Annotated in this window: 31 protein-coding genes; 26 read left to right on the top strand and 5 right to left on the bottom strand. The window is 35.7% G+C overall.

The genetic code is table 11. The features are described from left to right. The first annotated feature begins 13 nt into the window (after nucleotides 1-13). The 24 genes from rpsC (at nucleotide 14) to VB796_RS20265 (ending at nucleotide 15,523) form a co-directional block, all read left to right on the top strand. Nucleotides 14-883 (top strand): 30S ribosomal protein S3, encoded by an 870-nt coding sequence (gene rpsC, locus VB796_RS20380; RefSeq protein WP_323348429.1) that lies wholly within the window; start codon nucleotides 14-16, stop codon nucleotides 881-883. Nucleotides 884-961: 78 nt separating this feature from the next. Continuing rightward, nucleotides 962-1,381, top strand: coding sequence for a 50S ribosomal protein L16 (rplP, locus tag VB796_RS20375; RefSeq protein ID WP_323348428.1), 420 nt, complete (start codon nucleotides 962-964; stop codon nucleotides 1,379-1,381). 90 nt (nucleotides 1,382-1,471) lie between these two features. Next, entirely contained in the window at nucleotides 1,472-1,657 is a 186-nt protein-coding gene (gene rpmC, locus VB796_RS20370) for a 50S ribosomal protein L29 (protein WP_109741984.1), read from the top strand. Nucleotides 1,658-1,771: 114 nt separating this feature from the next. Then, nucleotides 1,772-2,035, top strand: coding sequence for a 30S ribosomal protein S17 (gene rpsQ, locus VB796_RS20365; RefSeq protein WP_109741983.1), 264 nt, complete (start codon nucleotides 1,772-1,774; stop codon nucleotides 2,033-2,035). 80 nt (nucleotides 2,036-2,115) lie between these two features. After that, on the top strand, nucleotides 2,116-2,484 hold the full coding sequence (gene rplN / locus VB796_RS20360) for a 50S ribosomal protein L14 (protein ID WP_109741982.1): 369 nt from the start codon (nucleotides 2,116-2,118) through the stop codon (nucleotides 2,482-2,484). Nucleotides 2,485-2,497: 13 nt separating this feature from the next. Continuing rightward, nucleotides 2,498-2,830, top strand: coding sequence for a 50S ribosomal protein L24 (gene rplX / locus VB796_RS20355; RefSeq protein ID WP_323348427.1), 333 nt, complete (start codon nucleotides 2,498-2,500; stop codon nucleotides 2,828-2,830). Nucleotides 2,831-2,919: 89 nt separating this feature from the next. Then, on the top strand, nucleotides 2,920-3,474 hold the full coding sequence (gene rplE / locus VB796_RS20350; protein WP_109741980.1) for a 50S ribosomal protein L5: 555 nt from the start codon (nucleotides 2,920-2,922) through the stop codon (nucleotides 3,472-3,474). Between the two features lie 88 nt (nucleotides 3,475-3,562). Next, the gene (gene rpsN / locus VB796_RS20345) at nucleotides 3,563-3,832 is read left to right on the top strand and encodes a 30S ribosomal protein S14 (RefSeq protein ID WP_109741979.1); all 270 of its coding nucleotides are present in this window, start codon (nucleotides 3,563-3,565) and stop codon (nucleotides 3,830-3,832) included. A 183-nt stretch (nucleotides 3,833-4,015) separates the two neighbouring features. Continuing rightward, nucleotides 4,016-4,411 carry a 30S ribosomal protein S8 gene (rpsH, locus tag VB796_RS20340; RefSeq protein WP_109741978.1) on the top strand — a complete coding sequence of 132 codons (396 nt, stop codon included), beginning with the start codon at nucleotides 4,016-4,018 and terminating at the stop codon, nucleotides 4,409-4,411. A gap of 87 nt (nucleotides 4,412-4,498) precedes the next feature. After that, entirely contained in the window at nucleotides 4,499-5,053 is a 555-nt protein-coding gene (gene rplF / locus VB796_RS20335) for a 50S ribosomal protein L6 (protein WP_323348426.1), read from the top strand. 127 nt (nucleotides 5,054-5,180) lie between these two features. Continuing rightward, the gene (rplR, locus tag VB796_RS20330; protein WP_323348425.1) at nucleotides 5,181-5,528 is read left to right on the top strand and encodes a 50S ribosomal protein L18; all 348 of its coding nucleotides are present in this window, start codon (nucleotides 5,181-5,183) and stop codon (nucleotides 5,526-5,528) included. 58 nt (nucleotides 5,529-5,586) lie between these two features. Next, on the top strand, nucleotides 5,587-6,105 hold the full coding sequence (gene rpsE / locus VB796_RS20325; protein WP_323348424.1) for a 30S ribosomal protein S5: 519 nt from the start codon (nucleotides 5,587-5,589) through the stop codon (nucleotides 6,103-6,105). A gap of 88 nt (nucleotides 6,106-6,193) precedes the next feature. Next, a complete protein-coding gene (rpmD, locus tag VB796_RS20320; protein WP_323348423.1) occupies nucleotides 6,194-6,373 on the top strand; it encodes a 50S ribosomal protein L30 in 180 nt (59 codons plus the stop codon). A gap of 103 nt (nucleotides 6,374-6,476) precedes the next feature. Then, nucleotides 6,477-6,923, top strand: coding sequence for a 50S ribosomal protein L15 (rplO, locus tag VB796_RS20315; RefSeq protein ID WP_323348422.1), 447 nt, complete (start codon nucleotides 6,477-6,479; stop codon nucleotides 6,921-6,923). A 173-nt stretch (nucleotides 6,924-7,096) separates the two neighbouring features. Beyond that, entirely contained in the window at nucleotides 7,097-8,419 is a 1,323-nt protein-coding gene (gene secY / locus VB796_RS20310) for a preprotein translocase subunit SecY (protein ID WP_323348421.1), read from the top strand. 30 nt (nucleotides 8,420-8,449) lie between these two features. Continuing rightward, nucleotides 8,450-9,256: a type I methionyl aminopeptidase gene (gene map / locus VB796_RS20305; protein WP_323348420.1), complete on the top strand. Its 807-nt coding sequence runs from the start codon at nucleotides 8,450-8,452 to the stop codon at nucleotides 9,254-9,256. A 2-nt stretch (nucleotides 9,257-9,258) separates the two neighbouring features. Then, entirely contained in the window at nucleotides 9,259-9,477 is a 219-nt protein-coding gene (infA, locus tag VB796_RS20300) for a translation initiation factor IF-1 (RefSeq protein ID WP_095160735.1), read from the top strand. 15 nt (nucleotides 9,478-9,492) lie between these two features. After that, nucleotides 9,493-9,609, top strand: coding sequence for a 50S ribosomal protein L36 (rpmJ, locus tag VB796_RS20295; RefSeq protein ID WP_109324399.1), 117 nt, complete (start codon nucleotides 9,493-9,495; stop codon nucleotides 9,607-9,609). Nucleotides 9,610-9,666: 57 nt separating this feature from the next. After that, the gene (rpsM, locus tag VB796_RS20290) at nucleotides 9,667-10,044 is read left to right on the top strand and encodes a 30S ribosomal protein S13 (RefSeq protein WP_323348419.1); all 378 of its coding nucleotides are present in this window, start codon (nucleotides 9,667-9,669) and stop codon (nucleotides 10,042-10,044) included. Nucleotides 10,045-10,159: 115 nt separating this feature from the next. After that, nucleotides 10,160-10,555, top strand: a complete 396-nt coding sequence (gene rpsK / locus VB796_RS20285; protein WP_323348418.1) for a 30S ribosomal protein S11 — start codon at nucleotides 10,160-10,162, stop codon at nucleotides 10,553-10,555. A 128-nt stretch (nucleotides 10,556-10,683) separates the two neighbouring features. Then, entirely contained in the window at nucleotides 10,684-11,289 is a 606-nt protein-coding gene (rpsD, locus tag VB796_RS20280; RefSeq protein ID WP_323348417.1) for a 30S ribosomal protein S4, read from the top strand. Nucleotides 11,290-11,596: 307 nt separating this feature from the next. Beyond that, on the top strand, nucleotides 11,597-12,586 hold the full coding sequence (locus VB796_RS20275; protein WP_109741968.1) for a DNA-directed RNA polymerase subunit alpha: 990 nt from the start codon (nucleotides 11,597-11,599) through the stop codon (nucleotides 12,584-12,586). Between the two features lie 161 nt (nucleotides 12,587-12,747). Beyond that, nucleotides 12,748-13,290: a 50S ribosomal protein L17 gene (gene rplQ, locus VB796_RS20270; protein WP_323348416.1), complete on the top strand. Its 543-nt coding sequence runs from the start codon at nucleotides 12,748-12,750 to the stop codon at nucleotides 13,288-13,290. Between the two features lie 217 nt (nucleotides 13,291-13,507). After that, entirely contained in the window at nucleotides 13,508-15,523 is a 2,016-nt protein-coding gene (locus VB796_RS20265) for a TonB-dependent receptor (protein ID WP_323348415.1), read from the top strand. A 169-nt stretch (nucleotides 15,524-15,692) separates the two neighbouring features. Here VB796_RS20265 and VB796_RS20260 read toward each other — a convergent pair whose 3' ends face one another. Both VB796_RS20260 and VB796_RS20255 read right to left on the bottom strand, forming a co-directional pair. Beyond that, complete coding sequence (locus VB796_RS20260; protein WP_323348414.1) at nucleotides 15,693-18,164, bottom strand: bifunctional YncE family protein/alkaline phosphatase family protein; 2,472 nt, start codon at nucleotides 18,162-18,164, stop codon at nucleotides 15,693-15,695. An 89-nt stretch (nucleotides 18,165-18,253) separates the two neighbouring features. Further along, nucleotides 18,254-21,478, bottom strand: coding sequence for a carboxypeptidase-like regulatory domain-containing protein (locus VB796_RS20255; protein WP_323348413.1), 3,225 nt, complete (start codon nucleotides 21,476-21,478; stop codon nucleotides 18,254-18,256). A 335-nt stretch (nucleotides 21,479-21,813) separates the two neighbouring features. Between VB796_RS20255 and VB796_RS20250 the strand changes: the two genes are divergently transcribed. Next, nucleotides 21,814-22,416: a bifunctional precorrin-2 dehydrogenase/sirohydrochlorin ferrochelatase gene (locus VB796_RS20250; RefSeq protein ID WP_323348412.1), complete on the top strand. Its 603-nt coding sequence runs from the start codon at nucleotides 21,814-21,816 to the stop codon at nucleotides 22,414-22,416. Nucleotide 22,417: 1 nt separating this feature from the next. Here VB796_RS20250 and VB796_RS20245 read toward each other — a convergent pair whose 3' ends face one another. The 3 genes from VB796_RS20245 to VB796_RS20235 form a co-directional block, all read right to left on the bottom strand. After that, entirely contained in the window at nucleotides 22,418-23,089 is a 672-nt protein-coding gene (locus tag VB796_RS20245) for a TIGR04282 family arsenosugar biosynthesis glycosyltransferase (RefSeq protein ID WP_323348411.1), read from the bottom strand. A gap of 306 nt (nucleotides 23,090-23,395) precedes the next feature. Next, nucleotides 23,396-25,516: a ferrous iron transport protein B gene (feoB, locus tag VB796_RS20240; RefSeq protein ID WP_323348410.1), complete on the bottom strand. Its 2,121-nt coding sequence runs from the start codon at nucleotides 25,514-25,516 to the stop codon at nucleotides 23,396-23,398. A 71-nt stretch (nucleotides 25,517-25,587) separates the two neighbouring features. Next, entirely contained in the window at nucleotides 25,588-25,806 is a 219-nt protein-coding gene (locus VB796_RS20235; RefSeq protein WP_323348409.1) for a FeoA family protein, read from the bottom strand. Nucleotides 25,807-26,136: 330 nt separating this feature from the next. Between VB796_RS20235 and VB796_RS20230 the strand changes: the two genes are divergently transcribed. Continuing rightward, nucleotides 26,137-26,802, top strand: a complete 666-nt coding sequence (locus VB796_RS20230; RefSeq protein WP_109741961.1) for a heme exporter protein CcmB — start codon at nucleotides 26,137-26,139, stop codon at nucleotides 26,800-26,802. Nucleotides 26,803-26,836 lie beyond the last annotated feature (34 nt).

Raw genomic sequence — 26,836 nt, 5'->3', positions numbered from 1 at the left:
TAAATATCACAAAATGGGACAGAAGATAAACCCCGTTGGTTTAAGACTTGGTATCGTCAGAGGTTGGGATTCTAACTGGTATGGCGGAAAGAGTTTTGCCGATAAATTAGTAGAAGACGATAAAATCCGTAAATACGTAGCCGCACGTATTCCGAAGGGAGCAATCTCTAAGGTTATTATCGAGCGTACTCTAAAGCGTATTACCCTTACAATTAACACGGCTCGTCCAGGTGTTGTAATTGGTAAAGGCGGACAAGAAGTAGATAAAATCAAGGAAGAATTAAAGAAAATCACAGGAAAAGACGTTCAAATCAATATTTTTGAAATTAAACGTCCTGAGATTGATGCTAAATTGATTGGCGAAACTATCGCTCAACAATTAGAAGCACGTATTTCATTCCGTCGTGCTATGAAGCAGTCTATCGCATCAGCTATGCGTGTAGGTGCTCAAGGTATCAAATTGAAACTTTCAGGTCGTTTAGGAGGTGCTGAAATGGCACGTTCTGAAGGATACAAAGAAGGACGTATTCCTTTGCACACACTTCGTGCGGACATTGATTACGCAGTATCAGAAGCTTTAACAGTTTACGGAAAAATCGGTATCAAGGTATGGGTATTCCGTGGTGAAGTTTATGGAAAGCGTGACCTTTCTCCAAATGCAGGTGTTGCAGCATCACAAGCTTCGGCAAGTGGTGGAGACTCTCGTGGTGGTAACAACCGTGGTGGACGTGATGATAACGACCGTCGTGGACGTGGACGTGGTGGCGAAGGCGACCGTCGTAACAATAACAACGCCGGAGGAAATCCTAACAACCGTGGTGGTGGTAATAAACCAGGCGGTAACAATCGTGGCGGTGGAAACAAGCCAGGAGGAAAAAGATAATTAGAAATCTTAGTCAGATGTCGTGAGTTTTAAGAACTTACGACTCACGACTGTTCGACTTAAAGACTTAATACAACAATGTTACAACCAAAAAGAACCAAGTTCCGTAAGCAACAGAAAGGTAGAATAAGAGGATTGGCAACACGTGGTCATGAAATCGACTTCGGGTCATTCGCTATCAAGGCTTTGGAACCAGGACGCATCACTGCTCGTCAGATTGAAGCGGCTCGTATTTCAGTAACTCGTGCAATGAAACGTGAAGGACAAGTTTGGATTCGTATTTTCCCTGACAAGCCTATCACTAAGAAACCAGCAGAGGTTCGTATGGGTAAAGGTAAAGGTGCTCCAGAATATTGGGTTGCCAGTATCAAACCAGGTACAATTTTATTCGAATCAGCAGGTGTTCCTTTAGCAATAGCACAAGAAGCATTACGTTTGGCAGCACAAAAATTGCCATTACGTACATCTTTCGTAGTTCGTAAAGATTATCAAGAATAGGAGATAAGTGGATGAGTTCAATAGTTTATGAGTTTGCCTTCATTATAACTCATAAACTCATAAACTCATAGACTCATAAATTCAGTCAAAATGAAAAACGCAGAAATCCAAAAGTTAAGCTTGGACGAATTAAAAAACACTTTAGCTTCTGAAAAAGATGCTTTGGCTCGTTTAAAATTTGCTCATGCTATTTCTCCAATTGAAAATCCATTACGTATCCGTGAGGCTCGTAAAGTGATTGCTCGTTTGGAAACTGCTATTACAGCAGCGAAGTAGGTTGAAGAGTTTTAGGTTATTATTTAGCCTATAAAACTTCTTTAATTTAAACACAACAGATTCCATCAACATACTGCTTGGAGTCAATTAATAACAACAATTTAAAATCCAACCATGGAAGAATTACAAAGAAATCTGAGAAAAATCAGAGTAGGGCGTGTGGTGAGTAACAAGATGGATAAATCTATCACTGTAGCCGTAGAAAGAAAAGTTAAGCATCCACTTTATGGAAAGTTTATGAAAAAAACTTCTAAGTTGATGGCTCACGATGAAGCAAATGAGTGTGGTATTGGCGACACGGTGAAAGTAATGGAGACTCGTCCACTTTCAAAAAACAAGCGTTGGAGATTAGTTGAAGTTATTGAAAAAGCGAAATAAAATTTGAATTTTCGTCAATTTAAAAACCTTTCAGGTTATTCAAATCTTCAAATATTCAAATTTAATTAAGATATAAAACAATGTTACAACAAGAATCAAGATCTGGCGTAGCTGATAACTCAGGAGCAAAAGAAGTGCTTGTAATCCGTGTATTAGGCGGAACAGCAAAAAGATACGCTTCAATTGGTGATAAGGTAGTAGTAACTGTAAAGTCAGCTTTATCGTCATCAAGTATGAAGAAAGGTACGGTTTCTAAAGCCGTAGTAGTAAGAACTAAAAAAGAAATTCGTCGTAAAGATGGTTCATATATCCGTTTCGAGGATAACGCAGTCGTATTGTTAAACAACAATGACGAGCCACGTGGAACTCGTATCTTCGGACCTGTTGCTCGTGAGTTACGTGACGCAGGATTTATGAAAATTGTTTCATTAGCCCCAGAGGTGCTTTAATCATTAATGTATCATGCAAAAGAAATCTAATAAGCAGCCAAAACTGCATATAAAATCTGGTGATACGGTTATCGTTATCGCTGGTAATTCAAAAGGTCAGACAGGAGTAATCACAAAAGTAATCGTTGATAAAAATCGTGCCATTGTAGAAGGCGTAAATCTTCAAACAAAACACGTAAAACCAACTTCTACTAATCCACAAGGTGCTATTGAAAAGCGTGAAGGTTCAATTCACGTGTCAAATTTAGCTGTAGCTGAAAATGGTAAGGCAGTACGTACAGGTCGTAAATTAAACGAAGCTGGGAAATTACAAAGATTCTCTAAAGCATCAGGTAAATTTGTTTAGTTTAAAATTTAATTAAATTTTGAATTATTCAAATTGACAAATTTTCAAATTGAAAAAGTGGGTCGGAAATCCACATAAATTTTCATAAAATGACAACTACAAGATTAAAAGATAGATATGTAGCTGAAATCGTTCCTGCATTAAAGGAAAAATTTCAATACAAATCAGTAATGCAAGTGCCAAAAATTACTAAAGTTGTAATCAACAAAGGTATCGGTGCAGCAGTTGCAGATAAGAAATTAATTGATACAGGTGTTGATGAAATCACCCTTATCGCTGGACAAAAAGCAGTTGCTACAATGTCTAAGAAAGCTATTTCTAACTTTAAGTTACGTGAAAATATGCCAATTGGTGTAAAAGTAACTCTACGTGGAAATAAAATGTATGAATTCCTTGATCGCTTAATGACAGTTGCTTTACCACGTGTACGTGACTTCAAAGGTGTTTCAGATAAAGGATTCGACGGACGTGGTAACTACACTTTAGGTGTTAAAGAACAAATCATCTTCCCAGAGATTTCAATTGATAAAGTAAGTAAAATCTCTGGTATGGATATTACATTCGTTACCACTGCTGAAACAGATGAAGAAGCAAACGCATTGTTAACAGCAATGGGAATGCCTTTCGCAAATCAGAAGAAATAATTAGGTGTGAAGAGTTAGGAGTTAAGAGTCACAACTTTTTAACTCATAGCTCATAACTCAAAACTCAAAAACATAGATTCTAAACACAATGGCAAAAGAATCAGTCAAAGCAAGAGAAAGAAAAAAAGAAGCAACAGTTGCTAAATACGCTGCAAAACGTGCAGCATTAAAAGCAGCAGGTGATTATTTAGGATTAGATAAATTACCAAAAAATGCTTCTCCAGTACGTTTACACAACCGTTGTAAATTGACAGGTCGTCCAAGAGGTTATATGCGTAAATTCGGTATCAACCGTGTTACCTTCCGCCAAATGGCATCTGATGGTTTAATTCCAGGTGTAACAAAATCAAGTTGGTAGTTTTAAAAAAGTGTGAAATTTAAAGAGTTAAAATCATTGTAGAATTTGTAATAACAAACTCTAATTTATTTGTCCTTATAATTTTCACAACTCTTTAATTCAAAACAACTTGTCTTTATAAATTTAATTCCGTAATTTTGCGAGCCTTTTCAGAAATAAGGCTCGTTTCAAATATCGAAAACAATGACAGATCCAATAGCAGATTACTTAACACGATTGAGAAATGCCATCAAGGCACGTCACAGAATCGTTGAAATCCCTGCTTCTAACATCAAAAAAGAAATTACTAAGGTTCTTTTTGATAAAGGATATATTCAAAACTACAAATTTGACGATACAACTGTACAGGGTACTATCAAAATTGCATTGAAGTATAATCCTACAACTAAGCAGTCGGCAATCGTTAAATTAGAAAGAATCTCTAAGCCAGGTTTACGTAAGTACAAAGGTGCAGGGGAATTACCACGTGTATTAAACGGTTTAGGTATTTCAATTCTTTCGACATCAAAAGGCGTTATCACCGACAAAGAAGCTCGTGTGTTAAACGTAGGTGGTGAAGTTCTTTGCCACGTTTATTAATAATCACATCGCTGAAAGAAGTGACTTTAGTTTAATGATAATTCAGAAAATTAAGTAACCTTCCATTTAAGCACAAAACACAAAGTCATGTCAAGAATTGGCAAAAAAGTTATTACTATTCCTGCTGGCGTAACAGTTACAGTTGATAAGAATAACATATCAGTAAAAGGACCTAAGGGTGCTTTAGCTCGTACGATTGACCCAGATATTACAGTTGAAATTGAAGGTTCAGAAATGACCGTTGTTCGTCCTACTGAGCAAAAACGTCATAAAGCATTACACGGTTTATACCGTTCATTAATCAACAACATGGTTGTTGGTGTAAGTGAAGGTTATAAAGCTGAAATGGAAATCGTTGGGGTTGGTTATAAAGCATCAAATCAAGGAAATATCCTTGAATTAGCTTTAGGTTATTCTCACGGTGTATTTGTTCAGATTCCTAATGAGTTGAAAGTTACAACTGCAATGGAAAAAGGACAAAATCCTAAAGTTACCTTAGAAGGTATTGATAAAGAATTAGTCGGTCAAGTATCAGCAAAAATTCGCTCATTACGTAAAATCGAACCTTACAAAGGTAAAGGTATACGTTTTGTTGGTGAACAAATTCGTAGAAAAGCTGGTAAAACTGGTGGTAAGAAATAATCATAATTTGAAAATTCTTCGATTTGAAAGTTTGAAGATTAATTTGTTTAGTTTTCAAATTTTCAAATTATTTTATTTCCAAATTGAAATCGTGGGTCGGTAATCCACAAAACATATAAACATTACAATGGCTACGCAAAAAGATTCAAGAAGATTACGTATCAAGTTGTCAATCAGAGCAAAGATTTCTGGTACAGCTGAAAAGCCAAGATTATCTGTTTTTCGTTCAAATTCAGGTATCTATGCTCAAGTTATTGATGACGTAAAAGGACATACATTAGCAGCAGCTTCTTCAAAAGAATTAGGATTGACAAACGGAAACGTTGACAATGCTAAATTAGTAGGAGCAAAAGTTGCTGAAAAGGCTTTGGCAGCAGGGGTTTCAACAGTTGTTTTTGACCGTAACGGATATTTATATCATGGACGTGTTCAAGCAGTTGCTGAAGGTGCAAGAGAGGGAGGTCTTAAATTCTAATGAGTTAATTTGAAATTGGAGACAGTTTCAAATCCACAAATTTTCAAATTCAGATAAAATGTCGCAATTAATATCAAAACCAATTAAGGTTAACGAAGGCGAATTAAAAGAAAAAGTTGTTGCTATCAACCGTGTAGCGAAAGTTGTTAAAGGTGGACGTAGATTCAGTTTTTCAGCTATCGTAGTAGTAGGTGATGGTAAAGGTGTTGTTGGATTCGGTTTAGGTAAAGCAAACGAAGTTACTGATGCTATCGCAAAAGGTATTGAAGATGCTAAGAAAAACGTATTCCAAGTAGCTCTTTTAAAAGCAAGTGTACCTCACGAACAAATTGGTAAATTCTCGGGTGGTTTCGTATTGTTAAAGCCTGCAGCTCCTGGTACTGGAGTAATTGCTGGTGGTGCGATGCGTGCTGTATTAGAATCTGCTGGTGTTCATGACGTATTAGCAAAATCAAAAGGTTCTTCTAATCCACACAACGTGGTTAAAGCAACAGTAGACGCTCTTGTGAAAATGAGAAATCCTCATACAGTTGCCTTCCAAAGAGGAGTATCATTAGCAAAAGTATTTAACGGATAGTTACTCTAATTATTAGTTATGAATTATGAGTTATGAGGTCTAATGCCAATACGAATTCATAACTCATAATTTAGAATTCAAATAAGCCATGTCAAAGGTAAAAATTACACAAGTTAAGAGTACAATCAAACGCCCTGAAGTTCAGAAACGTACAATGCAAGCATTGGGTTTAGGTAAAATCAACAGAAGCGTAGAAAAAGAGTTGAACCCTGCAATCGAAGGAATGATTCGTGCGGTAAAACACATGATTGTTATCGAAAAAATCTAATTGCACTCCAGCTCTTAAGCTGTTTAGAAGCCCCATAGGGTTGAGTACAAGCGAGTTACTTCACGGTGAAGTAGCGTTTAGCAAACATTTAACAAATATTACAATGAATCTTTCTTCATTAAAACCCGCACAAGGGTCTACTAAAATTAGAAAAAGAGTAGGTCGTGGTCAGGGTTCTGGTATTGGGGCTACTTCTGCTCGTGGACATAAAGGTGCTAAATCTCGTTCAGGTTATTCACGTAAAAGTGGTTTTGAAGGTGGTCAAATGCCTCTTCAACGTCGTGTTCCTAAATTCGGTTTTAAAAATATTAATCGTGTAGAATACAAGGCTATAAACCTTGATACTTTGCAAGCATTAGCTGAGTCTGTTGGTGTATCGGTAATCAACCATGATGTATTATATCATAATGGTTTAGTTTCTAAGAATGACTTAGTTAAAATTCTTTCTCGTGGTGATGTTAAGTCAGCATTAGAGGTGACAGTAAAAGGTTTTTCAGCATCAGCGAAGGCAGCTATTGAAGCGGCTGGTGGAAAGGCAATTGTTGGATAAAATACTTATTTCCATAAGTCGAAAACCTTCGATTTATGGAAATTTTCAAATTAATCAGGATAGGCAACAGAAATATTTAAGTAATCGTGCGAAAACTGGCAACAGATTTGTATTTAAAGAAAAAGTTGAACAATTTGGATTTTTATTCCTTAACGATTATTTAAACAGATAGCATGAACAAGTTTATTAACACTATCAAAAACATTTTCTCAATAGAGGAATTAAGAGGTAGAATTCTTAATACCCTGTTGTTTATTACCTTTTTTCGCTTAGGTTCATACATTGTATTGCCAGGAGTAGATGCCAATAAATTGGATGCCAAAGGAGATGGAGGTTTATTAGGATTATTAAATATGTTCTCTGGTGGAGCATTTAATAATGCTTCAATATTTGCCTTAGGTATTATGCCTTATATTTCTGCGTCGATTGCTATTCAGTTATTGACAATTGCATTGCCATATTTTCAGAAGATGCAAAAAGATGGAGAGTCAGGACGTAAGAAACTTAATCAGATTACTCGTGTTTTAACAATATTAGTAACTGCAGCTCAAGCAACAGCTTATTTACAAACAACAATTCCAGCAGAAGCCATTATCGTGAGTGCTTGGTCATTTCGTATTTTCTCCGTGATTATTTTAATTGCAGGAACAATGTTTTGTATGTGGTTGGGGGAGAAAATTACTGATAAAGGAATTGGTAATGGTATCTCAATGCTAATTATGATTGGAATTGTGTCTCGTTTTCCAAGTTCAATTATTGGTGAAGCTCAGTCTCGTGGCATGTCAGGTGCTTTATTGTTCGTAATTGAAATGGTTGCTTTATTCTTTGTTGTAATGGGTGCTGTTATGGTAACACAAGCTGTTCGCAGAATTCCAGTACAATATGCCAAACAAGTAGTAGGTAACAGAGCATCTACAGCTGTAGGTGGTGAAAGACAATACATTCCCTTGAAACTTAATGCAGCAGGTGTGATGCCAATTATATTTGCTCAAGCATTAATGTTTGTACCCGGTTTGTTAGCAGGACAATTTGCAGATAAAAGTGAGTTTGCACAATCAGTGGTTCAGAATTTTGGTGATCCAAGTTCATGGGGGTATAATTTACTTTTTGCCTTTTTGATTATTGTGTTTACATTTTTCTATACTGCTATTTCTATTAACCCAACACAGATTTCTGATGATATGAAACGTGGTGGTGGATTCGTTCCAGGTGTTAAGCCAGGAGAAGCTACTTCCAGTTTTATTGCAGATATTTTAGATAGAATTACTCTTCCTGGAGCTATCATGTTAGCAATAATTGCAATTTTGCCAGCAGTTGCAGGTTTATTTGGAATTACACGTGGTTTTGCTTCATTTTTCGGAGGAACTTCATTGTTGATTTTGGTAGGGGTTGTGTTAGATACGCTCCAACAAATTGAAAGCTACTTGTTGATGCGTAAATACGAAGGATTGATGCAATCAGGTAGAGTACAAGGTAGAGCTCAAGCTACCGCATAATTCAAGAGAGTTGAAAGAACTCTTTACAAGATGATTTTTTTAAAAACAAATACTGAGTTAGATATAATCAGAGCAAACGGAATTATCTTGGGTCAAGCTCATGGTGAAGTTGCAAAGATTATAAAACCAGGAATTACAACAAAGGAGTTAGATAAAGTTGCTTACGAATTTATTAAAGATAATAATGGACATCCTTCATTTTTAAATTATAATGTAAGTGGCAATAAGTTTCCAGCCTCACTTTGTATCTCGGTAAATGATATTGTTGTTCACGGAATTCCGGGTAACTATCAGCTAAAAGATGGTGATATAGTTTCGATTGATTGTGGTGTTTATAAAAATGGTTACCATGCTGACAGTGCTTACACTTATGCTATTGGAAACGTAAAAGATGAAACACTAAGATTATTAAGAACTACCAAAGAATCACTTGCACTTGCAATTGAACAAGCTATTTTCGGTAAACGAATTGGCGATATTGGTTTTGCTGTCCAAAATTATTGTGAAAATTTAGGTTTTACAATAGTTAGAGAATTAGTCGGACATGGTGTTGGGAAATCTTTACATGAAAAGCCTGAAGTCGCAAACTATGGTAAACGTGGAGATGGACCAAAGTTAAAAGAGAATATGGTTATTGCTATCGAACCTATGGTAAATCAAGGTAAAAAGAGCATTCACCAAGAAAACGATGGTTGGACAATTAGAACACAAGATAGAAAACCTTCTGCTCATTTTGAACACACCGTTGCGGTTAAAAAGAACAAAGCTGATATATTGACCACTTTTAAATATATTGAAGAAGCAATTAGTAAATCTGAGTATATTGTTAAAATTTAATTATGGCAAAACAATCATCAATAGAGGTAGATGGAATCATCATTGAGGCTCTCTCAAATGCTATGTTTAGAGTAGAGTTAGAGAATACCCATCAAGTGATTGCCCATATTTCAGGAAAGATGCGGATGAATTACATCAAAATCTTACCTGGTGATAAGGTGAAATTAGAAATGTCACCTTATGATTTGAGTAAAGCAAGAATAGTGTATCGTTACAAGTAAAAAATAATTACTAAAATGAAAGTAAAAGCGTCTATAAAGAAGCGTAGTGCTGAATGCAAAGTAATTCGTCGTCACGGAAAACTTTACGTTATTAACAAGAAAAATCCAAAGTTCAAACAAAGACAAGGATGATAATATAGTAGGGTAGTTGTGAAACTTCCTTATTTAAAATCTAAAAGCTAAAAAAGTATGGCTCGTATTGCAGGGGTTGATATTCCCGATAAAAAAAGAGGCGAAATTGCTTTGACATATATTTTTGGTATAGGTCGTAGCACTGCTCAGAAAATTTTAACACAGGCTGAAATTTCTTTCGACAAAAAGGCTGGCGAATGGAACGATGAAGAAGCAAGTGCCATCCGTGCGATTATCGCTGGAGAGTTCAAAACTGAAGGTCAACTTCGTTCTGAAATCCAGTTGAACATCAAACGTTTAATGGACATTGGTTGTTATCGTGGATTACGTCACCGTAAAGGTCTTCCATTACGTGGTCAGAGAACGAAGAATAACTCTCGTACTCGTAAAGGTAAGCGTAAGACTATTGCCAATAAGAAAAAAGCAACTAAGTAAAAATTAAGCTGAGATTGAGGATACAGAGTGATTCCCAATTCGCTAAGATTCTAAGATGAGAAGGTTATTTTTTAAATGTACGTACTCAAAACTGGAATAGAAAACAAAAAAACAGATGGCACAGGCTAAAAGAAAAGACAAAGCAAAGAAGAGAATTGTTGTGATTGAACCAGTTGGTCAAGTTCACATCAAGGCTTCTTTCAACAATATCATTATCTCTATCACGAATACTCAAGGTCAAGTTATCTCTTGGGCATCTGCTGGTAAAATGGGCTTCAAAGGCTCTAAAAAGAATACTCCTTATGCTGCACAAATGGCAGCATCAAACTGTGCAGCAGTGGCAGTTGAGGCAGGTATGAAGAAAGCAGAGGTTTTTGTAAAAGGTCCAGGTGCAGGTCGTGAATCAGCTATTAGAACTGTTTCTAATGCGGGTATCGAAGTATTGTCTATCAAAGATATTACTCCACTTCCTCACAACGGATGTCGTCCTCCAAAACGTCGTAGAGTATAATTTCAGAATTTGTTCTGAATGTAAAAAAATAGCGAAGGGTAATTAGTAATTATTGCCCTTCGTTTCTTTATGTTTCATAATTACTTCATTAGTCAGAAGAGGACTAATGACTCAATTTTTATAAAATAATGGCAAGATACACAGGTCCAAAATCAAAAATTGCTCGTCGTTTCGGTGAGCCAATCTTAGGTCCAAGTAAAGCGTTAGCTCGCAAAAACTATGGTCCAGGTCAACACGGAAAAGGCAAACGTGGTAAAGTTTCAGAATATGCTTTACAATTGAAAGAAAAACAAAAAGTGAAATACACTTATGGTATTCTTGAAAAGCAATTTGAAAATTTATTCCATAAAGCGGCTGTTAGAGAAGGTATCAAAGGTGAAAACTTATTGAAACTTTGTGAAGCACGTTTAGATAATACTGTTTACCGTTTAGGAATTGCTCCAACTCGTCGTGCTGCACGTCAGTTAGTTATTCACAAGCATATCATGGTTGATGGAGAGATTGTAAACATCCCTTCATATTCATTAAAGCCAGGTCAATTAGTAAGTGTTCGTGAGAAGTCAAAATCTTTAGAAGTAGTTACAAACTCATTGACTGGAAAAGCAGGTAAACGTTTTAATTGGTTAGAATGGGATGCACCAACAATGACTGGCGTATTTGTTTCTTACCCTGAGCGTTCAGATATTCCTGAAAACTTTAATGAGCAGGCAATCGTCGAACTTTACTCGAAGTAATCATAATAATATTATTCTTCGGAATTTTATTAGCAATATACATTCTGGAATTAGATTTGACAGCATAGTTTTATGCTGTCAAGTCTGTTTTAAACAATATTTCCCAAGTTGTCAATTCGCTAAATTTATTAGTGAAAAATGAAACTAAAATTTTTTCAAACTTGTAATATAAACGATAAGTTTATGATTGTCAAGTTATTTTTGTAAATATTTTATGGAATATTCGTTGAATCACAGAGTTTATTTGTAAATTGCGAATCGGTTACTCTATTCTTAATACATTCCAAGGTAAATTACGCTACGAAATATGTCAATATTAGCATTCCAAATGCCCGATAAAGTTGTCATGGAAAAAGCCGACGACTTTCACGGGTTATTTGAGTTTAAGCCACTCGAAAAAGGCTATGGCGTTACAATCGGTAATGCACTTCGTAGAATCTTATTGTCTTCGTTAGAAGGCTACGCTATCACAAGCGTTAAGGTTGGAGGAGTTCAGCACGAATTTTCAGCCATTGAAGGCGTGATTGAGGATATGACTGAGATTATCTTGAACTTGAAGAAAGTTCGTTTTAAGAAATCTCAAGAAATTCTCGAAAACAAAATTAACGTTAGAGTTAAAGGTCAGACGACTTTGAAGGCGGGTGATATTTCTAAATTTACTAACTACTTTGATATCTTGAATCCAGATTTAGTTATCTGTAATCTTGATGAATCTAAAGAGTTTGAGATGGAAATCATCGTTGAGAAAGGTCGTGGTTATGTTCCTTCTGACGAAGTTAGAAATTCTGAACCTCCGTTCGGACACATCCCAATTGATGCTATTTATACGCCAATCAAAAACGTAAAATTTAGTATTGAAAACACTCGTGTTGAACAAAAGACAGATTACGAAAAGTTAGTTATTGACATTGAAACGGATGGTTCAATCCACCCAGAAGATGCCTTGAAAGGAGCTGCGTATATCTTGATTCAACACTTCATGTTATTCTCTGACCAAACAATGACTTTCGAGTCGATGAAGGCAGAAGAAGACAATGTTGTGGATGAAGAAATGTTACACATGAGAAAATTGTTGAAAACACCATTGGCAGATTTAGATTTGTCAGTACGTGCTTACAACTGTTTAAAATCAGCAGATGTGAAAACATTGGGTGATTTAGCAAGATTAGAAATTTCAGATATGATGAAATTCCGTAATTTCGGTAAGAAATCATTGACAGAATTAGAGCAATTAATTGAAGATAAAGGACTTCATTTTGGTATGGACGTTGTTCGTTACCGTTTAGATGAGGACTGATTCTGACTTGAAAAGATAAGGTTAATGTAATATTTAACCCTATCTTTTTATTTTTTAACTATAAGTAGTAATAGGTGAGTTGATGTGAATTAACTTAACCGCAGTGATAGGTACTTTTCCGATGGGGAAATTATTAGTCATTTTAAACTTACTCCAACACAATGAGACACGGTAAAAAAAACAACCATTTAGGTAGAACTGCTCCTCACAGAGCGGCTATGTTGTCAAACATGGCAACTTCATTGATTCTTCATAAAAGAATCGAAACTACATTAGCGAAAGCTAAGGAATTAAGAAAATACGCAGAGCCTTTGATTACAAAAGGTAAAACTGATGATACAAACAATCGTCGTGTTGTATTCTCTTATTTACAAAGCAAAGAGGCTGTAAAAGAACTTTTTGGTGTAGTTGCTGAGAAAGTGGCAAATCGCCCAGGTGGTTATACAAGAATTATTAAGTTAGGTAATCGTCTTGGTGATAACGCTGAGATGTGCTTAATGGAATTAGTTGACTTCAATGAGACTATGTTAGCTGCTACTGAAGAGAAAGCTGTTAAAACACGTCGTAGTCGCAGAGGTGGTGCTAAGAAAGAAGAAACTGCTGTTGAAGCTGTTGCTCCTGCTACTGAAGCTCCTTCTGCTGAGGTTGTTGAAGATGAAACTCCAGCTACTGAAACTTCTGAGGAAGAGAAGACTGCTGAGTAATTCTAAGAAAACGCATATTAAAAAGGTCTTGACTTCGGTCGAGACCTTTTTTTTGTCCCAAAATTGGTGGTTGGCATTGTTAACACATATAAATTAATTATTTAGTAAAGCTTATTAATTGGTGTTATGATTAAAATACTGAAAATTTGTGGTTCAAAATTAATTTCCATTTGGTTTTATACCGGGAAATAATCTAAACGCATCAACAAAACGTATAATGAAAATTTTTACTTACCTCATACTGAATCTGACAACTCCGTCTGATTCGGTTCTTAAAATTCATAGTACCTCATTGGATGAAGTAACGGTGATAGCTCAACGAAACGAACAGCAAGTATTTAACACGATGGGTTCAGTATCTGTTATTAATGCAAAAAATCTTAAAAACTATCAAGTTAGAAGCACTCCTGAGAGCTTATTTGGTACAGTTGGTACTTTTATCCAAAAAACAAATCATGGAGGTGGCTCTGTATTTATGCGTGGTTTGACAGGTAATCAAACTTTGTTGTTAATAGATGGAATACGTTTGAATAATAGTACATTTCGATATGGGCCTAACCAATATTTGAATAGTGTTGACCCTTTTTTGATTCAAGGTCTGGATATTTATCGTGGTGGTGGTTCGGTACAATATGGTTCAGATGCTTTGGGAGGGACATTGCAAATAAGGACTGCTGACCCTGTTTTTGCTTGTGATAAACCAATCATTCGTGGAAATGCCTTAGTACGTTATGGAACGTCGAATTTAGAGAAAACATTGCGAACAGAATTAAATTTTGCTACTCAAAAAATGGCAATTAAAGGCGGATTGAGCCTAAAAAAGTTTGGCGATTTAATTGGTGGGGATACAACGGGCGTTCAAACACCTTCAGGATATAACGAGATAGGTTATGATTTTAAGGCTAAATTTATCCTTTCGAGGAGAGTTGATTTGACCGTTGCTCACCAGTCTTTAGAGCAAAAAAACGTTCCTGTTTACCACAAAGTTCGTTTAGAAAATTTTAAGATTAATGAGATGTCTCCGCAGAAAAGAAGTCTTTCTTATGCTCAACTTGATTTTGCTCCTGATAATAAATTGATGAAAAATATTGCTTTGAATTTATCTTACCAAGGCACGGAAGAAGGGAGAAACTCTCAAAAAAATGGCTCAAGTGTTTATAGAATTGAAAATGACCAAGTAAAAACGTTTGGGTCATTTGTAAATGTACAGTCGGATATTTTACCAAATTGGACAGCAAGTTCTGGTATTGAATACTATGCAGATAAAATTAATAGTACCAAAAGTGATATTGACCAAAAGACTAATTTGGCAACTAACGGTAGAGGATTGTATCCAGATGGTTCAAGTTTTCAGAGCTATGCTTTTTATTCGTTGCATGATGTTACTATTAATCAATGGGATTTGGATGTTGGTACTCGATTTAATGCGTATTCAATTGATGTAAATGACCAAACTTTGGGGAAAGTGAATGTTAAACCACAAGCATGGGTTGGGAATTTGGGATTGGGCTATCATATTGCTAATCATTCGCTAACTTATTTGACGTTTAATACAGGTTTTAGAGCTCCTAATATTGATGATATGGGAACATTGGGAATTGTTGATTTTCGTTATGAATTGCCGACTGCTTCGTTGAAACCTGAAAATTCATATAATCTTGAGTTTGGGTATAAATTGAAAACCTCAACATTTGCTTCAACGCTTTCTTTGTATCATAATCAGCTAAGAAATTTGATTACAAGAGTTAAAGTTGAAGGACAAAAAATAAATGATTATCAAGTTTACAGGAAAGAAAATGTTGAAAAGGCTTACATTCAAGGCTTTGAGTGGAGTACAGAATGGTTTGTTAGTGACAATTTGAGAACTTATACAGATTTGACTTATACTTATGGTCAGAATGAAACAAAAAATGAGCCTGTAAGAAGAATTCCACCATTAACAGGACGAATAGGCTTACATTATCAAGCTGGAAAATCATTTTTCGTTAAATTGGAAGATATTTTTGCAGCAAAACAAGACCGTTTGGCACAAGGTGATAAAGATGATAATAGAATTGCAAAGGGTGGAACAAACGGTTGGAATGTCGTAAATATTTATTCGGGATATGAATATGAAAATTTTAGTTTGATTGGCTCATTTCAGAATTTATTTGATGTTGATTATCGAACGCATGGCTCTGGTATTAATGGCGTTGGAAGAAGTTTAATCACGACATTGATGTATAAGTTTTAAAGAAATTCACCTCAATAAAAAATCCCCATAAAGCGATTTATGGGGATTTTTTATTGAGATAAATAGGTTAAAATATATTTTTCAAAAGTAACCAATCTGGTAATTCTGTGAAATGTAATAGATGAGGAATAAGTATTTTACCATTTTCTAATCACCAATAACCACGTAATTAATCGTCATCATCTTCTTTTTCTACTTTCGCAGGGATTTTGACGAAAGCACTTCTTTTAGGAGCAGGCATTTTGCTTTTTTCGCCTCTCATTACCTTCCAAATATCTTCATTAAAAGCTAAGTCTGGAGCAGCATCTTCGTGCGAAAAGTCGAAATTAACTCGTCTTTTTCCTGTGTTGAGGGCTGTGTTTCTTTCATTTATATCCACATTTTCAGCCAATGCAATGTATGGTGTTAAGTCGATATTCTTTGAAAAACACTTAAATAATGGCGTAGCAGCGGCATCATATTGACTCATTGGCGGAATACCTAAAATTAATTCCATTGTTCTCAACATTCCCGAAGTTGAATACATTGTGTGGTCAACAAATTTTCTTTTGGTGTAAGGACTAATGAGATAAGCCGTTGAACGGTGAGCGTCCACATGGTCTGAGCCATTTTGAGCATCATCTTCTAAAATAAATACGGCAGATTCTTTCCATATTTTAGACTTTGAAAGGTGCTCGATGAATTTTCCAACTGCCAAATCATTGTCTGCAATGGCTGCCTCGACGCTAAATGCACCTTTTCGAGAGCCAGAAGTATGGTCATTTCCCATGCGAAGACTATTGAAACGTGGAACGGCATTAATGGCTAGTAATGAATCAAAATCGGCTTCCCACTGTTTTTCACGGTCAGAATCTTTGAAATTCATATCCCAGCCTCGATATTTTTGGCAAACGTTTCCTTTTACGCCTGCATAATTTCCAATTCCACCATCTGCGAATTCACCATAAGTTCTAAACGGAATATTGGCTCTTTGGCAAAAATCCCAAATAAAACCATTTTTAGGATAGGCTATTTCTCTTTGACCTTCGTAGTCGTAAGAACCACCACGACCGCCGTAACTTGTAACCCAGTTTTTTTCAACATAATCATTAGCATAAGCCGCAGTTGACCAGTTATGTCCATCGGCTGAAACTTCTGCGTCTACGTAAAAATTATCCAATAAGACAAAATCTTTCACCAATTTATGTTGATTTGGCGTTAGTTTTTCAGGGAAAATACAAAGCTGAGGGTCGCCATTGCCTTCTTTTATGTCACCCAAAACTTGGTCGTAAGTTCTATTTTCTTTAATGATATAAAAAACGTATTTGATAGGAGATTTATCACCAACTTTCATTGGAATTGGGTTTCCTGCTTCGCCCATTGCCAAAGCCTCTTTTTCTTTGCTATAAGGCGTATTCTGGAAAACAACTTGCGAATAAGTTGCTAATGTTTGCTCGTCGGGCGAATCAATGATAGAAAGTGTCCCTTTGAGTAAACCCGCAATATATTCAACTACTTCTTTATTGGCTTCTGGGTTTGCTCCAACTTCTTGCGGTTTCTTTTTTGCCAATGGATTTGGCCCTTTCGGGTTTGGTTTTGAGCTAAAACCTTTACCATTTGTTACATAAATTTTATTGCCAATTGTTTTCACTGAAGTCGGATACCAACCCGTTGGGATAAATCCTTTTGAAATACTTTTTCCTTTTTGAGAAATATCAAAAACGGCTAAACAATTATTGTCCGCATTGGCAATGTAAAGCGTGTTTTCGTCGGGAGAGAGAGCTACACCATTGGGAGTTGAACCAATAGGAGCGTTTGGAAATAGGGAAGCTGAAATATGCTCAATGGTTGAATGGGAAGCCGTTTCGATAACTGAAACTGTATTATCATTACCATTTGGAACGAATAAATACTTGCCATTTTTCGTGAAAACCATATCGTTGGGGTGACTATTGGTTGGTATTTCAGCCGTTAATTTTTCCTGTTGCAAATCATAAACTACAACTTTTGAACCACCCCAAAGCGTAATATAAAGCTCGTTGCCTTGTGGAGTGAGCATACACGTGTAAGGCTCGGCCGTTAATTTTTCTTCTTTCAAAACCTTACGTTCCTTCAAATCGCAGATGAAAAGAGATTTTGAATCTTTAGCTACAACGTAAAGACGGTTATTTTTTGAATCAACGCATAAACCCGCAGGAGAAATTTTACTTTTAGGGAAAACTTCACCTAATTTGATTTCACCATCTTGGATTAATTTCTGATTTTCAATTTTATAAATCACGATAATATTGTCGTTTCCACCCGAAGCATAAATATATTTTTCATCTTCGCTAAAAGCTAAACCAACCCATGATTTTTTGATAATTACATCGTCAAGTACCTTTTCTGTGGCAACGTCAATTAAGGTAATGCTTTGGATACTTTGCCCGTTGTTGGTTACAGCCATTAATTTCTGAGAAGGCGAAACAACCAAATTTAAAGGTAAGTCGTTGAGTGGAAGGCTCGTTCCCACGGGCGTTAGCGACCAACCGTTGGGTAATGTGACACGTTTTGCTGTTAGATTTGCTAATAAAGGGTCGTTGCCTTTGGATAAATTACTTTGTTTAGGATTACAAGCCCAAAAAAAGCAAGCAATCAGGGAAAGAAATAAAAATTGTTTCATTTGTTGGAAGGGTTCTTTGTTATAGACAATAAACAGCAAAAAACGGCTACCGAAGCAACCGTTTTTTTATATAAAAATTTAAAGAGATTTTAGAATGAATATCTTAAACCTAATTGGATTCTCCAAGGAGTTCCGCCAGCAGTAGAAAGTTTACGACCAGCACCTGTTTCAACATTGTAGTTATAATTTTGTGTTGTTTGGTTAAAACCTGTCATTGAAACTAAGTTAATATTTCCGTGATTATAACTTACACCTTGTTCTTTATTTAGTAGGTTCATAAAGTTAAAACAATCGGCAGAAAGAGCAATATTATGTTTATTGAACAAACGGAAGTCTTTCGTTAAACGTAAGTCAATAGTATAATAGAATGGATTTACACCTCCATTTCTTTGAGCAACTTTACCAATATTTTCACGAATATAAGTTTTCACACTTTGCGTTACGTCTGGATTATCCAATAAACCTTGAATCCCTTTTTTTACTGCTTCTGGAACATTCGCACCATTTGGGTCGAAAACATAAGCTAAATCATTCGTTAAAACAAAGTCTCCGTTGATACTTTTGTTTCCACCTACTAAAAATGAATAACGAGTTCCGCCAACGCCATTAAAAATGGCACCTAATTGAAAACCTTTTACCGTTGGTGTAGCTGCCGAAACGACTAATTTATCAGAAAATTGGTCATCAGAATAAGAAACAGTTTGGTCTCTTGGGTCATCCACAACAGGACGGAAAGTAGAAGTATTAGCAACACAGCAGTTGAATGAAGAATTATCTTTTGTGTCATTTTTAGTATAGCTAATGGTAAAATATCCGTCTCTACCAATTTTCATACTGGCATCAATTACTACCGCCATTTGGTCTAATTTTCCAGACGATTCTAATTCAAGCACACGTCCTAACTCAGTTGTTTTACGTCCTTTTGTCCAGTCTGTTGAACCATTGGCAGGAATTGTATTGGCAGGAACATAAACACCACGATTGGCTTCGTTGCTTAATGTAAAATAAGGTTGGTCAACGATATTTCTGTCGTAATAAACATAATTATTCACTGTTTTCGACCACAATAAATTGATACCTGCTCTGAATCTTGAATTGAAGAAACGGTTATAGGAGAAGTTCAATTTATAAATTGATGGAACTTGGAAATTGTCACTTACCGCATTGGTGGTTGAAATATAACTTGTCCCCGCAGGAATACCTGGCGTTGTAGCAGGATTGTTGCGATATGATACAAAATCAGGAGTTGGTACACCCGTTCCAGATACGTCAATTGAGCCTACAATTGTTCCACTATTTTGGATATTGTTCAACTGTAAATACGAAACTGGCTGAGCTGAAAATATACCCCCACCAAATTTAACTAAGTCTTTTTGACGACCTTCCACATCCCAAGTTAATTGGAATCTTGGTTGAATATTGTTGAAATCAGCTAAAGAATTATTGGTTTTGATTAATAATTTACTTTCGGTAACGGGGTTTTTATCACCTTGTTTAAAGAAAATTGTGGCATCATAACGTAAGCCTGCCATAGCCGTAACATTTTTAAAAGGTTCAAAATCTACTTGAGCAAAAACCGCTAAATCAAGTAAAGATTGTTGAACGGCAGGATTTACCAATGGCACTTCACGAGCGTAACGGCTTGGTTTCATATCAACAAAATCCTTTAAACTCGAAAAGAAGAAACGTCCGTTCATTTCGTTTACAATTTTAGAATCCAAGAATGTCAACATATTATCCGTTCCGAATTTGAAATTAAGATTTCCCTTTCTCCAATAAGTTGTATTGGCTAATTGAAAAGTTTTATCTTTAGCGTATTCTGTACCAAAACGCTGACCTCCAAACTGAACCGTTCTTGTTTGTGTTGCATTGGGATTTGTTGCCGTAGGAATTACCGAACTCACGGTAATAATGGCTCTTGGAATATTTTCAGAAGGTAAATCTGGATTGACAATATAATTACGAGAAACCGTTTGAAATTGAAATTTCAATTCGTTTGTTAAATCAGGGGCTAAATCAGAACGTAAAGAAAGTAATGAACTATTTTCAGTTGATTTAAACCCAATCCAACTTTCTAATAAATTGACATTTGAGTTATCACTTGTTGACAAGGGACTTAACCAAGTAGTTAAGTTGTTACGAAATGTCAATTTATTTTTCTCATTTATCTGCCAATCAATACGAGCAAAAATAGCATTAGCTTCAGTTTGTCGTGAAAAATCTCCGTATTGAGGTGTATTTTTCATGCCGTATTTTTCTCTGGCAACGGCAATCAATTGGTCTAAATTTGCTTTTGAAATTCCAAAATTTTGTTCTTGTAAAGCATTAAAAACAGGAGCAATTTGAAAAGGAATCGTTTCATTTTGACGGTCGAAAGCGACAAAATAATGTAGTTTGTCTTTAATGAAAGCTCCTCCTAAAGAAAAACCGTACTGTTTTTGGTCAATATTAGTTGTTCTTGGCGTACCGTTGGCATTGTATTCACTGTTCAATGGAAATAATTTATTGCCAAATAAAGTAGCTTGGCTGGCACGTTGATAGAAAAACGCTGAACCTTCCATCGTGTTTGTACCGTTTTTGGTAACGGCATTTAACGAACCTCCACCCTGACGACCCTGCGTAACATCATAATTATTAGTTGAAATTTGATATTCACGAATGGCTTCTTGCGAAATGGTGTAAGGGCCATTCCCAACGGCTCCGTTGGTGTACATACTTCTTGCATTTACACCGTCCATAGTAACGTTGGTGGACGAACTTCTTTGTCCACTAAAACTACCATTTTTCCCTTGCAAAGGAGAAAGAGCCGTTAAAGCAGTAAAATTTCTGCCTTCCATCGGTAACTGTTTCATCTGTAAGGAAGTCACGGCAAGAGCCGCTCCTGCACGTTCTGTTTCCTTATTGATGAAAGAATTTGCATTGACCGTTACTTCGGATAATTGGGTATTTCCTTGTAATAATTTGGCATCAACTTTCAGTTTATCGCCTTGATTTAAGGCATAATTTGAGAATTTTTGTGTTTGATAGCCCACAAAAGAAATGGTGATGGAGTAGGGTTTGCCGAGAGGAAGCTGTTGAAGTTGATATTCACCTTGTACATTCGTGACAGTTCCAGTTTGAAAACCAGTCGATTCGTTTTTAACTCGAACCGTGACACCTGGAATAATTTCGCCTTTTTCGTCAGTAATTTTTCCAGAAATGGTTGCATCAGTACCTTGCCCAAAGGATTGACTGCTTAAGAATAATACTAAAATAAGGGGGAGTATTTTCCTTATTGGATTTTTATCAAAGAATAAGAGCGTAAGCGTTTTCATGATATGAAGTTTGTTTTTTGAATAAATGAATGCAAAACTACCTTCGTTATTTTAGATGAAATAGGTATAAATATTATCAAATTATGAAGTGCAAAAACTTTAAATACAGGTAATTTATCTTGTTAAAAAAGCTCAAACGTTAATTTTTAGCTCATAATGAGATTACCTGATGTTAATAATTAAAGTATCGAAAAAGTTAGTATGAGTTTATGATTAAGTAGATAAATGGATTTCTTTTTGGAAAGAATGTTTTAGGAAGCGGATGAGTGATAACTTTACGGCAGGAATTGATTTAAAAAAATCAAACTAAAATATCATTAAAGAGTTTTGGAATAATGCAGACAAATCAAAATATAAAAAACCGTCTTTTTCCCGTCTTTTTGAAGTTGGAAGAACTAAACGTGTTGTTAGTAGGGGGCGGAAATGTTGGCTTGGAAAAGCTATCAGCGATGTTAAATAATAGTCCAGATTCAACTGTGACAGTGGTTGCAGATATGTTTCGAGATGAAATCAGAGAATACGTTAAAGATTATCCAAAGGTAACTTTGGTAGAAAGGAGATTTGATTTTAATGACCTGAATGATAAAGATTTGGTTGTTTTGGCGACAGATAATCCTGATTTACACGCCAGTATCAAACGAGTGACGGCTGAACGTCATATTCTGTGTAATGTAGCAGATACGCCCGATTTATGCGATTTCTATTTGGGTTCAATCGTTCAGAAAGGAGATTTGAAAATCGGGATTTCTACCAACGGAAAATCGCCAACGATGGCAAAACGAATGCGTGAATTTTTAGATGATATTATTCCCGAAAATATTCAACAATTGTTAGATAACCTTCGAGAAATCAGAAAGTCCATTAAAGGTGATTTTCAAGAAAAAATTCGAGTTTTGAATGAAGTAACCGAAAAGATGGTAAATGACCGAAAGCCGTAAGTTATTGTTTTGAATTTTGGTCTTTGATATTGATTAATTCTGTGTCCGACATAATACCAATATCAATCAATAATTTTGAAAACTGGGGCGTAAAATGTTCAATAGAATTAATATCCGAAAGGTATGGGAGTAAATAATATGATTTGCGTAATTCGTGCATTCCGTCACAAGTGGAACGAATAATGTTAGGATTTCCCCAAGTTTTATTTTGAAAAACCTCTTCGATAACGGATTTCATGCCCAATAAATAATAAGTGCCACTATTGGTCGGTCCAAGTACACAATCGTGTGTATTGAGGGCATAATATGATTTTGTAAGATGCCAAAGAGTTAATTCTGTCACATCTCCCCAAATGATACAAGCTTGTTTAATGGGCTGTGTTTCTAAATTAAAGACATACTCAAACGCATTTTTCATACGTTCGCCCATATTTTTACCTTGTTGTAATTGCTTTTCATACTCAGTATTACTCCAATTGTCATTTTGGTCGATGTAGTCAGAATAAAATATGATTTTAGTATGTAATAGTTGGTCAGTAATTGACTGAGTAACCTGTGACAAAACCTTTTGGATAGCCAACGTTTTTTCAATGCCAATCTCTTGAGCAAGGTTACTATTTTCTCTCTTTTGTGAATTGTCAATAAAAATAATTAGAGCGTGTTGATGAGACATTACTTTGTTTAAGGCTTGTTTAACAGAAAATGATTTCTTGTTTTTGTCCTATTTCAAGATAGGTAATGAACATTAATCTCACAAATAATAAAAAATATTTTTGATAAAACAGGGCTTTGAATGAGCTTATGAACAGTATTTTCGAAAAAAAGGATTGAATTTATAAATACAGGTTTAAATATTTAATTATAAATTCTCAAAAAATAAATAGGAGGAGGTGAATTTTGTGGAACTTTCTCTTAGACAAAAATAAAGCCTGTAAGATTTCAAAATCTTACAGGCTTTATTGAGTTATAATCAGAATAACTATTTCAATAATTGATAAACAATGAATGCTGAAACATAAGCTAAAGTAGTCATGTAAAAGAATTGAATGGTTGGATATTTCCAAGATTTGGTTTCTCGATAAGTGGTTGCGAGTGTACTCATGCACTGCATAGCAAAAGCATAGAAAATGAGTAGTGAAAAACCTAAAGCAGTATCGTACAAAGGTTTACCAGTTGCGGGGTTGATTTCTGCCCGCATTCTGTTCATCACAGTGGCGTTTTCGTCTTCAACTTCGCCACCCAAACTATAAATAGTTGACATTGTACCCACAAAAACTTCACGAGCGGCGAAAGATGTTATTAAAGCAATACCAATTTTCCAGTCATATCCTAAAGGTTTGATAGCTGGCTCAATGAACTTACCAAAATGTCCTGCATAAGAATTTTCTAATTTTTGGGCTGCAATTTTATTTTCTAAATCTATTCCAGAAAGAGTTGGATATTGCATTTTGACATTAATTTCAGCCTGTTCGATGGCATCACCTGGGCCATAACTGGCAAAAACCCAAAGAACAATTGAAATGGCAACAATAATTTTTCCTGCTTCAAAAACAAAGGCTTTGGTAGAATTCCAAATGGTAAACAAAACGTGTGAAAAACGTGGACCTTTGTATGAAGGCAATTCCATGATAAAATAACTTCTTTCTTTTACTTTCAGAAGGATTTTCATAACCCAAGCTGAAAACAATGCCATGAAAAATCCTAATAAATACAAAGCAAATAAGGCAACTCCTTGTAAATTGAAAATGCCAAAAAGAGTGCTTTTTTCGGGAACAACTAAAGCAATAAGAACGGTATAAATAGGTAAACGAGCTGAACATGACATCAGGGGCGTTACCATGATGGTGATTAATCGGTCTTTCCAAGAAGTAATACTGCGGGTACTCATAATGGCAGGAACGGCACAGGCAACTCCAGAAATGAGTGGCACTACCGATTTCCCATTTAAGCCAAAACGTCGCATGAGTTTGTCCATAATAAACATTACTCTCGACATATACCCTGTTTCTTCCAAGAGTGAAATAAACAAAAACAAAAAGGCAATTTGAGGAATGAAAATCAAAACACCGCCAATACCTGCAATCAATCCGTCGGTCAATAAATCGGTTAGTTTGGTAGGAGGGAGTTGAGATTTTAAGAAATCATTTAATTGAGCAACTCCGCCATCAATCAAGTCCATTGGGTAGGTTGCCCATGTGAAAATGGCTTGGAACATGATGAATAATATTCCCAAGAAAATAAAATATCCCCAAAAACGGTGTAAGAATATTTTGTCTAAACGGTCAGTCCAAGTGTTAACGACTTCATCTTCAACAGGCATTTGGTGGAGGCAATTATCCACAATTTCGTTGAGTTGAGCGTATCTTGCCATTGTCTCTTTCGACTGTGCATTTTGCGTATTCCAACCGTATTTTTCTTGTAATTTATCAAAGCCTACTCTTTGTTGTGTATTAAATTGCTGTAAATTATCGTGTTCTGAAAGCCATAAAAGAGCGTGATAGTCGTCCGTTTCGCCATATTTCTGCTTAATTTCTGATACCAATTCATCAGAATATTCCATAGGTAGCGAATCATTTGAATTATAGCCAGATTCTAAGGTTTTGTTAACCGCCAAACGCAAACCATTTAAGCCAATTCCTTTTTTAGCATTCACTTCGGCAACTTCTACGTTGAGTTCTCGGGCTAATTTTACAGAATTGATGACAATACCTTGATTTTCAGCAACGTCAATCATGTTTAATGCCAAAACAGTAGGAATCCCTAAATCTCGTACTTGACTAAATAACAAAAGGTTACGTTTAATATTAGACGCATCAACTACCACAATGGCTAAATCTGGATAATCAGGGTGTTGAGGGTTTGCCAAAATATTGATAACCACTTGTTCATCAACTGATTTTGGGTAAATACTATAAATTCCGGGTAAATCCAGAATTTCCGCATCTCCACCATTATCCAAGTGCCACTTGCCAATTAGCATATCCATTGTAACACCAGGGAAATTACCAGTTTTTTGGCGTAAACCCGTTATAGAGTTAAACAGTGAAGATTTTCCTGCGTTTGGATTGCCGATAAGGGCTATTTTAGGTAATTTTTTCAAAATTTTTAATCCGTTTTATTGGCTATCGTTTATAAGTGATTAGTAAAGTGGATAAACCAATAGTTGAAACTCTAAGCTACAATAATTGTTGCGGCTTCGTCCTTTCGCATAGAAAGAACATACCCCGATACTTTGACCGCAATAGGGTCGCCGAAGGGAGCAATGTGCGTCATGGTAACTTGTGTACCGGGTAAACAGCCCATTTCTAATAATTTTAGAGAAAGACCTTCATCGGTAAAATTCACGATGATTCCTCTTTCACCTATTTTCAAATCTGCTATGGTTTTCAAATTCAGTTATCGGTTATCAGTAAACAGTTATCAGTGCTTAAAAGTTATGCGAGTCGTCTCGTTGCTGTATAACTGAAAATACTCTTATTTAGATTTATTCAAAACAAAACAAAATTACCAAAGAGTTCCTTCATTGTAAACTATTCGGGAGGAAAACATTTTCCATTATCAAAATATTATTTTGTTTACGTGCGTGAGGTTTGTTTGTGTCGTAACTTTGTGGGTGAGTTAGGGCTTGAGTTTTAGGGTTTGGGCGTTAGATATTTCCATGAGAGAATTTCTGCCATTTGTTACCTATATCCTAACCCCTAAAACCCAATCCCTAATAAAATGCTAAAAGAAATAAAAGCACTGATTGATAAAGAAATAAGGCTGGAACTTCGGCAGAAATATGCACTTAACGGAATGTTATTGTATATCGTAAGTACCGTTTATGTTTGTTATTTATCATTTAGGTTGAAGTCGAATCAAATAGATAAGCTTACGTGGAATACCTTATTTTGGATTATTTTATTGTTTACAGCGATGAATGCCATTGCAAAGAGTTTTACACAAGAGCGTTTTGGAAGGTTATTATATTATTATACGTTGGCAAGTCCAGTTGGGATAATTCTTTCAAAAATTATTTACAATACAATTTTGATGTTGGTTTTGGCATTAGTCGGCTTTGGCGTTTATGCCGTTGTAATGGGCAATCCTGTGGAAGATATGGGAATTTATCTGTTAAGCATTGTTTTGGGAGCAGTTGGGTTTTCGAGTACGCTAACAATGGTAGCAGGAATTGCCTCAAAAGCAGAAAATAGTGCCACACTCATGGCAATTTTGAGTTTCCCGATTATTATTCCGATGTTAATAATGCTCTTGAAAATCTCCAAAAATGCCCTTGATGGATTAGACAGAGGAAGTAGTTTAGACGAAATCTTGACGCTTTTAGCAATTGATGGAATTGTATTGGTTTTAAGCGTGATTCTGTTCCCGTATTTGTGGAGGAGCTAATTCAGTTTACAATTATCAGTAAACAGTTAATAGA

This window comes from Arcicella sp. LKC2W (genome assembly GCF_034931005.1).
Taxonomy (GTDB): Bacteria; Bacteroidota; Bacteroidia; order Cytophagales; family Spirosomataceae; genus Arcicella.
Note: the sequence above shows the minus strand (reverse complement) of the source record. Positions and strands in the feature narration are given on the sequence as shown.

Bases quoted from the DNA above. Each gene is read 5' to 3' on its own strand.
- VB796_RS20275 (WP_109741968.1), top strand. From the start codon at position 11,597: ATGTCAATATTAGCATTCCAAATGCCCGATAAAGTTGTCATGGAAAAA.
- VB796_RS20260 (WP_323348414.1), bottom strand. From the start codon at position 18,164: ATGAAACAATTTTTATTTCTTTCCCTGATTGCTTGCTTTTTTTGGGCT.
- map (WP_323348420.1), top strand. From the start codon at position 8,450: ATGATTTTTTTAAAAACAAATACTGAGTTAGATATAATCAGAGCAAAC.
- VB796_RS20230 (WP_109741961.1), top strand. From the start codon at position 26,137: ATGCTAAAAGAAATAAAAGCACTGATTGATAAAGAAATAAGGCTGGAA.
- rpmD (WP_323348423.1), top strand. From the start codon at position 6,194: ATGTCAAAGGTAAAAATTACACAAGTTAAGAGTACAATCAAACGCCCT.
- rpsH (WP_109741978.1), top strand. From the start codon at position 4,016: ATGACAGATCCAATAGCAGATTACTTAACACGATTGAGAAATGCCATC.
- rpmJ (WP_109324399.1), top strand. From the start codon at position 9,493: ATGAAAGTAAAAGCGTCTATAAAGAAGCGTAGTGCTGAATGCAAAGTA.
- rplP (WP_323348428.1), top strand. From the start codon at position 962: ATGTTACAACCAAAAAGAACCAAGTTCCGTAAGCAACAGAAAGGTAGA.
- rpsK (WP_323348418.1), top strand. From the start codon at position 10,160: ATGGCACAGGCTAAAAGAAAAGACAAAGCAAAGAAGAGAATTGTTGTG.
- VB796_RS20250 (WP_323348412.1), top strand. From the start codon at position 21,814: ATGCAGACAAATCAAAATATAAAAAACCGTCTTTTTCCCGTCTTTTTG.
- infA (WP_095160735.1), top strand. From the start codon at position 9,259: ATGGCAAAACAATCATCAATAGAGGTAGATGGAATCATCATTGAGGCT.
- rplN (WP_109741982.1), top strand. From the start codon at position 2,116: ATGTTACAACAAGAATCAAGATCTGGCGTAGCTGATAACTCAGGAGCA.
- rplR (WP_323348425.1), top strand. From the start codon at position 5,181: ATGGCTACGCAAAAAGATTCAAGAAGATTACGTATCAAGTTGTCAATC.
- secY (WP_323348421.1), top strand. From the start codon at position 7,097: ATGAACAAGTTTATTAACACTATCAAAAACATTTTCTCAATAGAGGAA.
- rplQ (WP_323348416.1), top strand. From the start codon at position 12,748: ATGAGACACGGTAAAAAAAACAACCATTTAGGTAGAACTGCTCCTCAC.
- rplX (WP_323348427.1), top strand. From the start codon at position 2,498: ATGCAAAAGAAATCTAATAAGCAGCCAAAACTGCATATAAAATCTGGT.
- rpsC (WP_323348429.1), top strand. From the start codon at position 14: ATGGGACAGAAGATAAACCCCGTTGGTTTAAGACTTGGTATCGTCAGA.
- rpsD (WP_323348417.1), top strand. From the start codon at position 10,684: ATGGCAAGATACACAGGTCCAAAATCAAAAATTGCTCGTCGTTTCGGT.
- rpsM (WP_323348419.1), top strand. From the start codon at position 9,667: ATGGCTCGTATTGCAGGGGTTGATATTCCCGATAAAAAAAGAGGCGAA.
- rpsQ (WP_109741983.1), top strand. From the start codon at position 1,772: ATGGAAGAATTACAAAGAAATCTGAGAAAAATCAGAGTAGGGCGTGTG.
- VB796_RS20245 (WP_323348411.1), bottom strand. From the start codon at position 23,089: ATGTCTCATCAACACGCTCTAATTATTTTTATTGACAATTCACAAAAG.
- rplO (WP_323348422.1), top strand. From the start codon at position 6,477: ATGAATCTTTCTTCATTAAAACCCGCACAAGGGTCTACTAAAATTAGA.
- rpsE (WP_323348424.1), top strand. From the start codon at position 5,587: ATGTCGCAATTAATATCAAAACCAATTAAGGTTAACGAAGGCGAATTA.
- rplE (WP_109741980.1), top strand. From the start codon at position 2,920: ATGACAACTACAAGATTAAAAGATAGATATGTAGCTGAAATCGTTCCT.
- rplF (WP_323348426.1), top strand. From the start codon at position 4,499: ATGTCAAGAATTGGCAAAAAAGTTATTACTATTCCTGCTGGCGTAACA.
- rpsN (WP_109741979.1), top strand. From the start codon at position 3,563: ATGGCAAAAGAATCAGTCAAAGCAAGAGAAAGAAAAAAAGAAGCAACA.
- rpmC (WP_109741984.1), top strand. From the start codon at position 1,472: ATGAAAAACGCAGAAATCCAAAAGTTAAGCTTGGACGAATTAAAAAAC.
- VB796_RS20255 (WP_323348413.1), bottom strand. From the start codon at position 21,478: ATGAAAACGCTTACGCTCTTATTCTTTGATAAAAATCCAATAAGGAAA.
- VB796_RS20265 (WP_323348415.1), top strand. From the start codon at position 13,508: ATGAAAATTTTTACTTACCTCATACTGAATCTGACAACTCCGTCTGAT.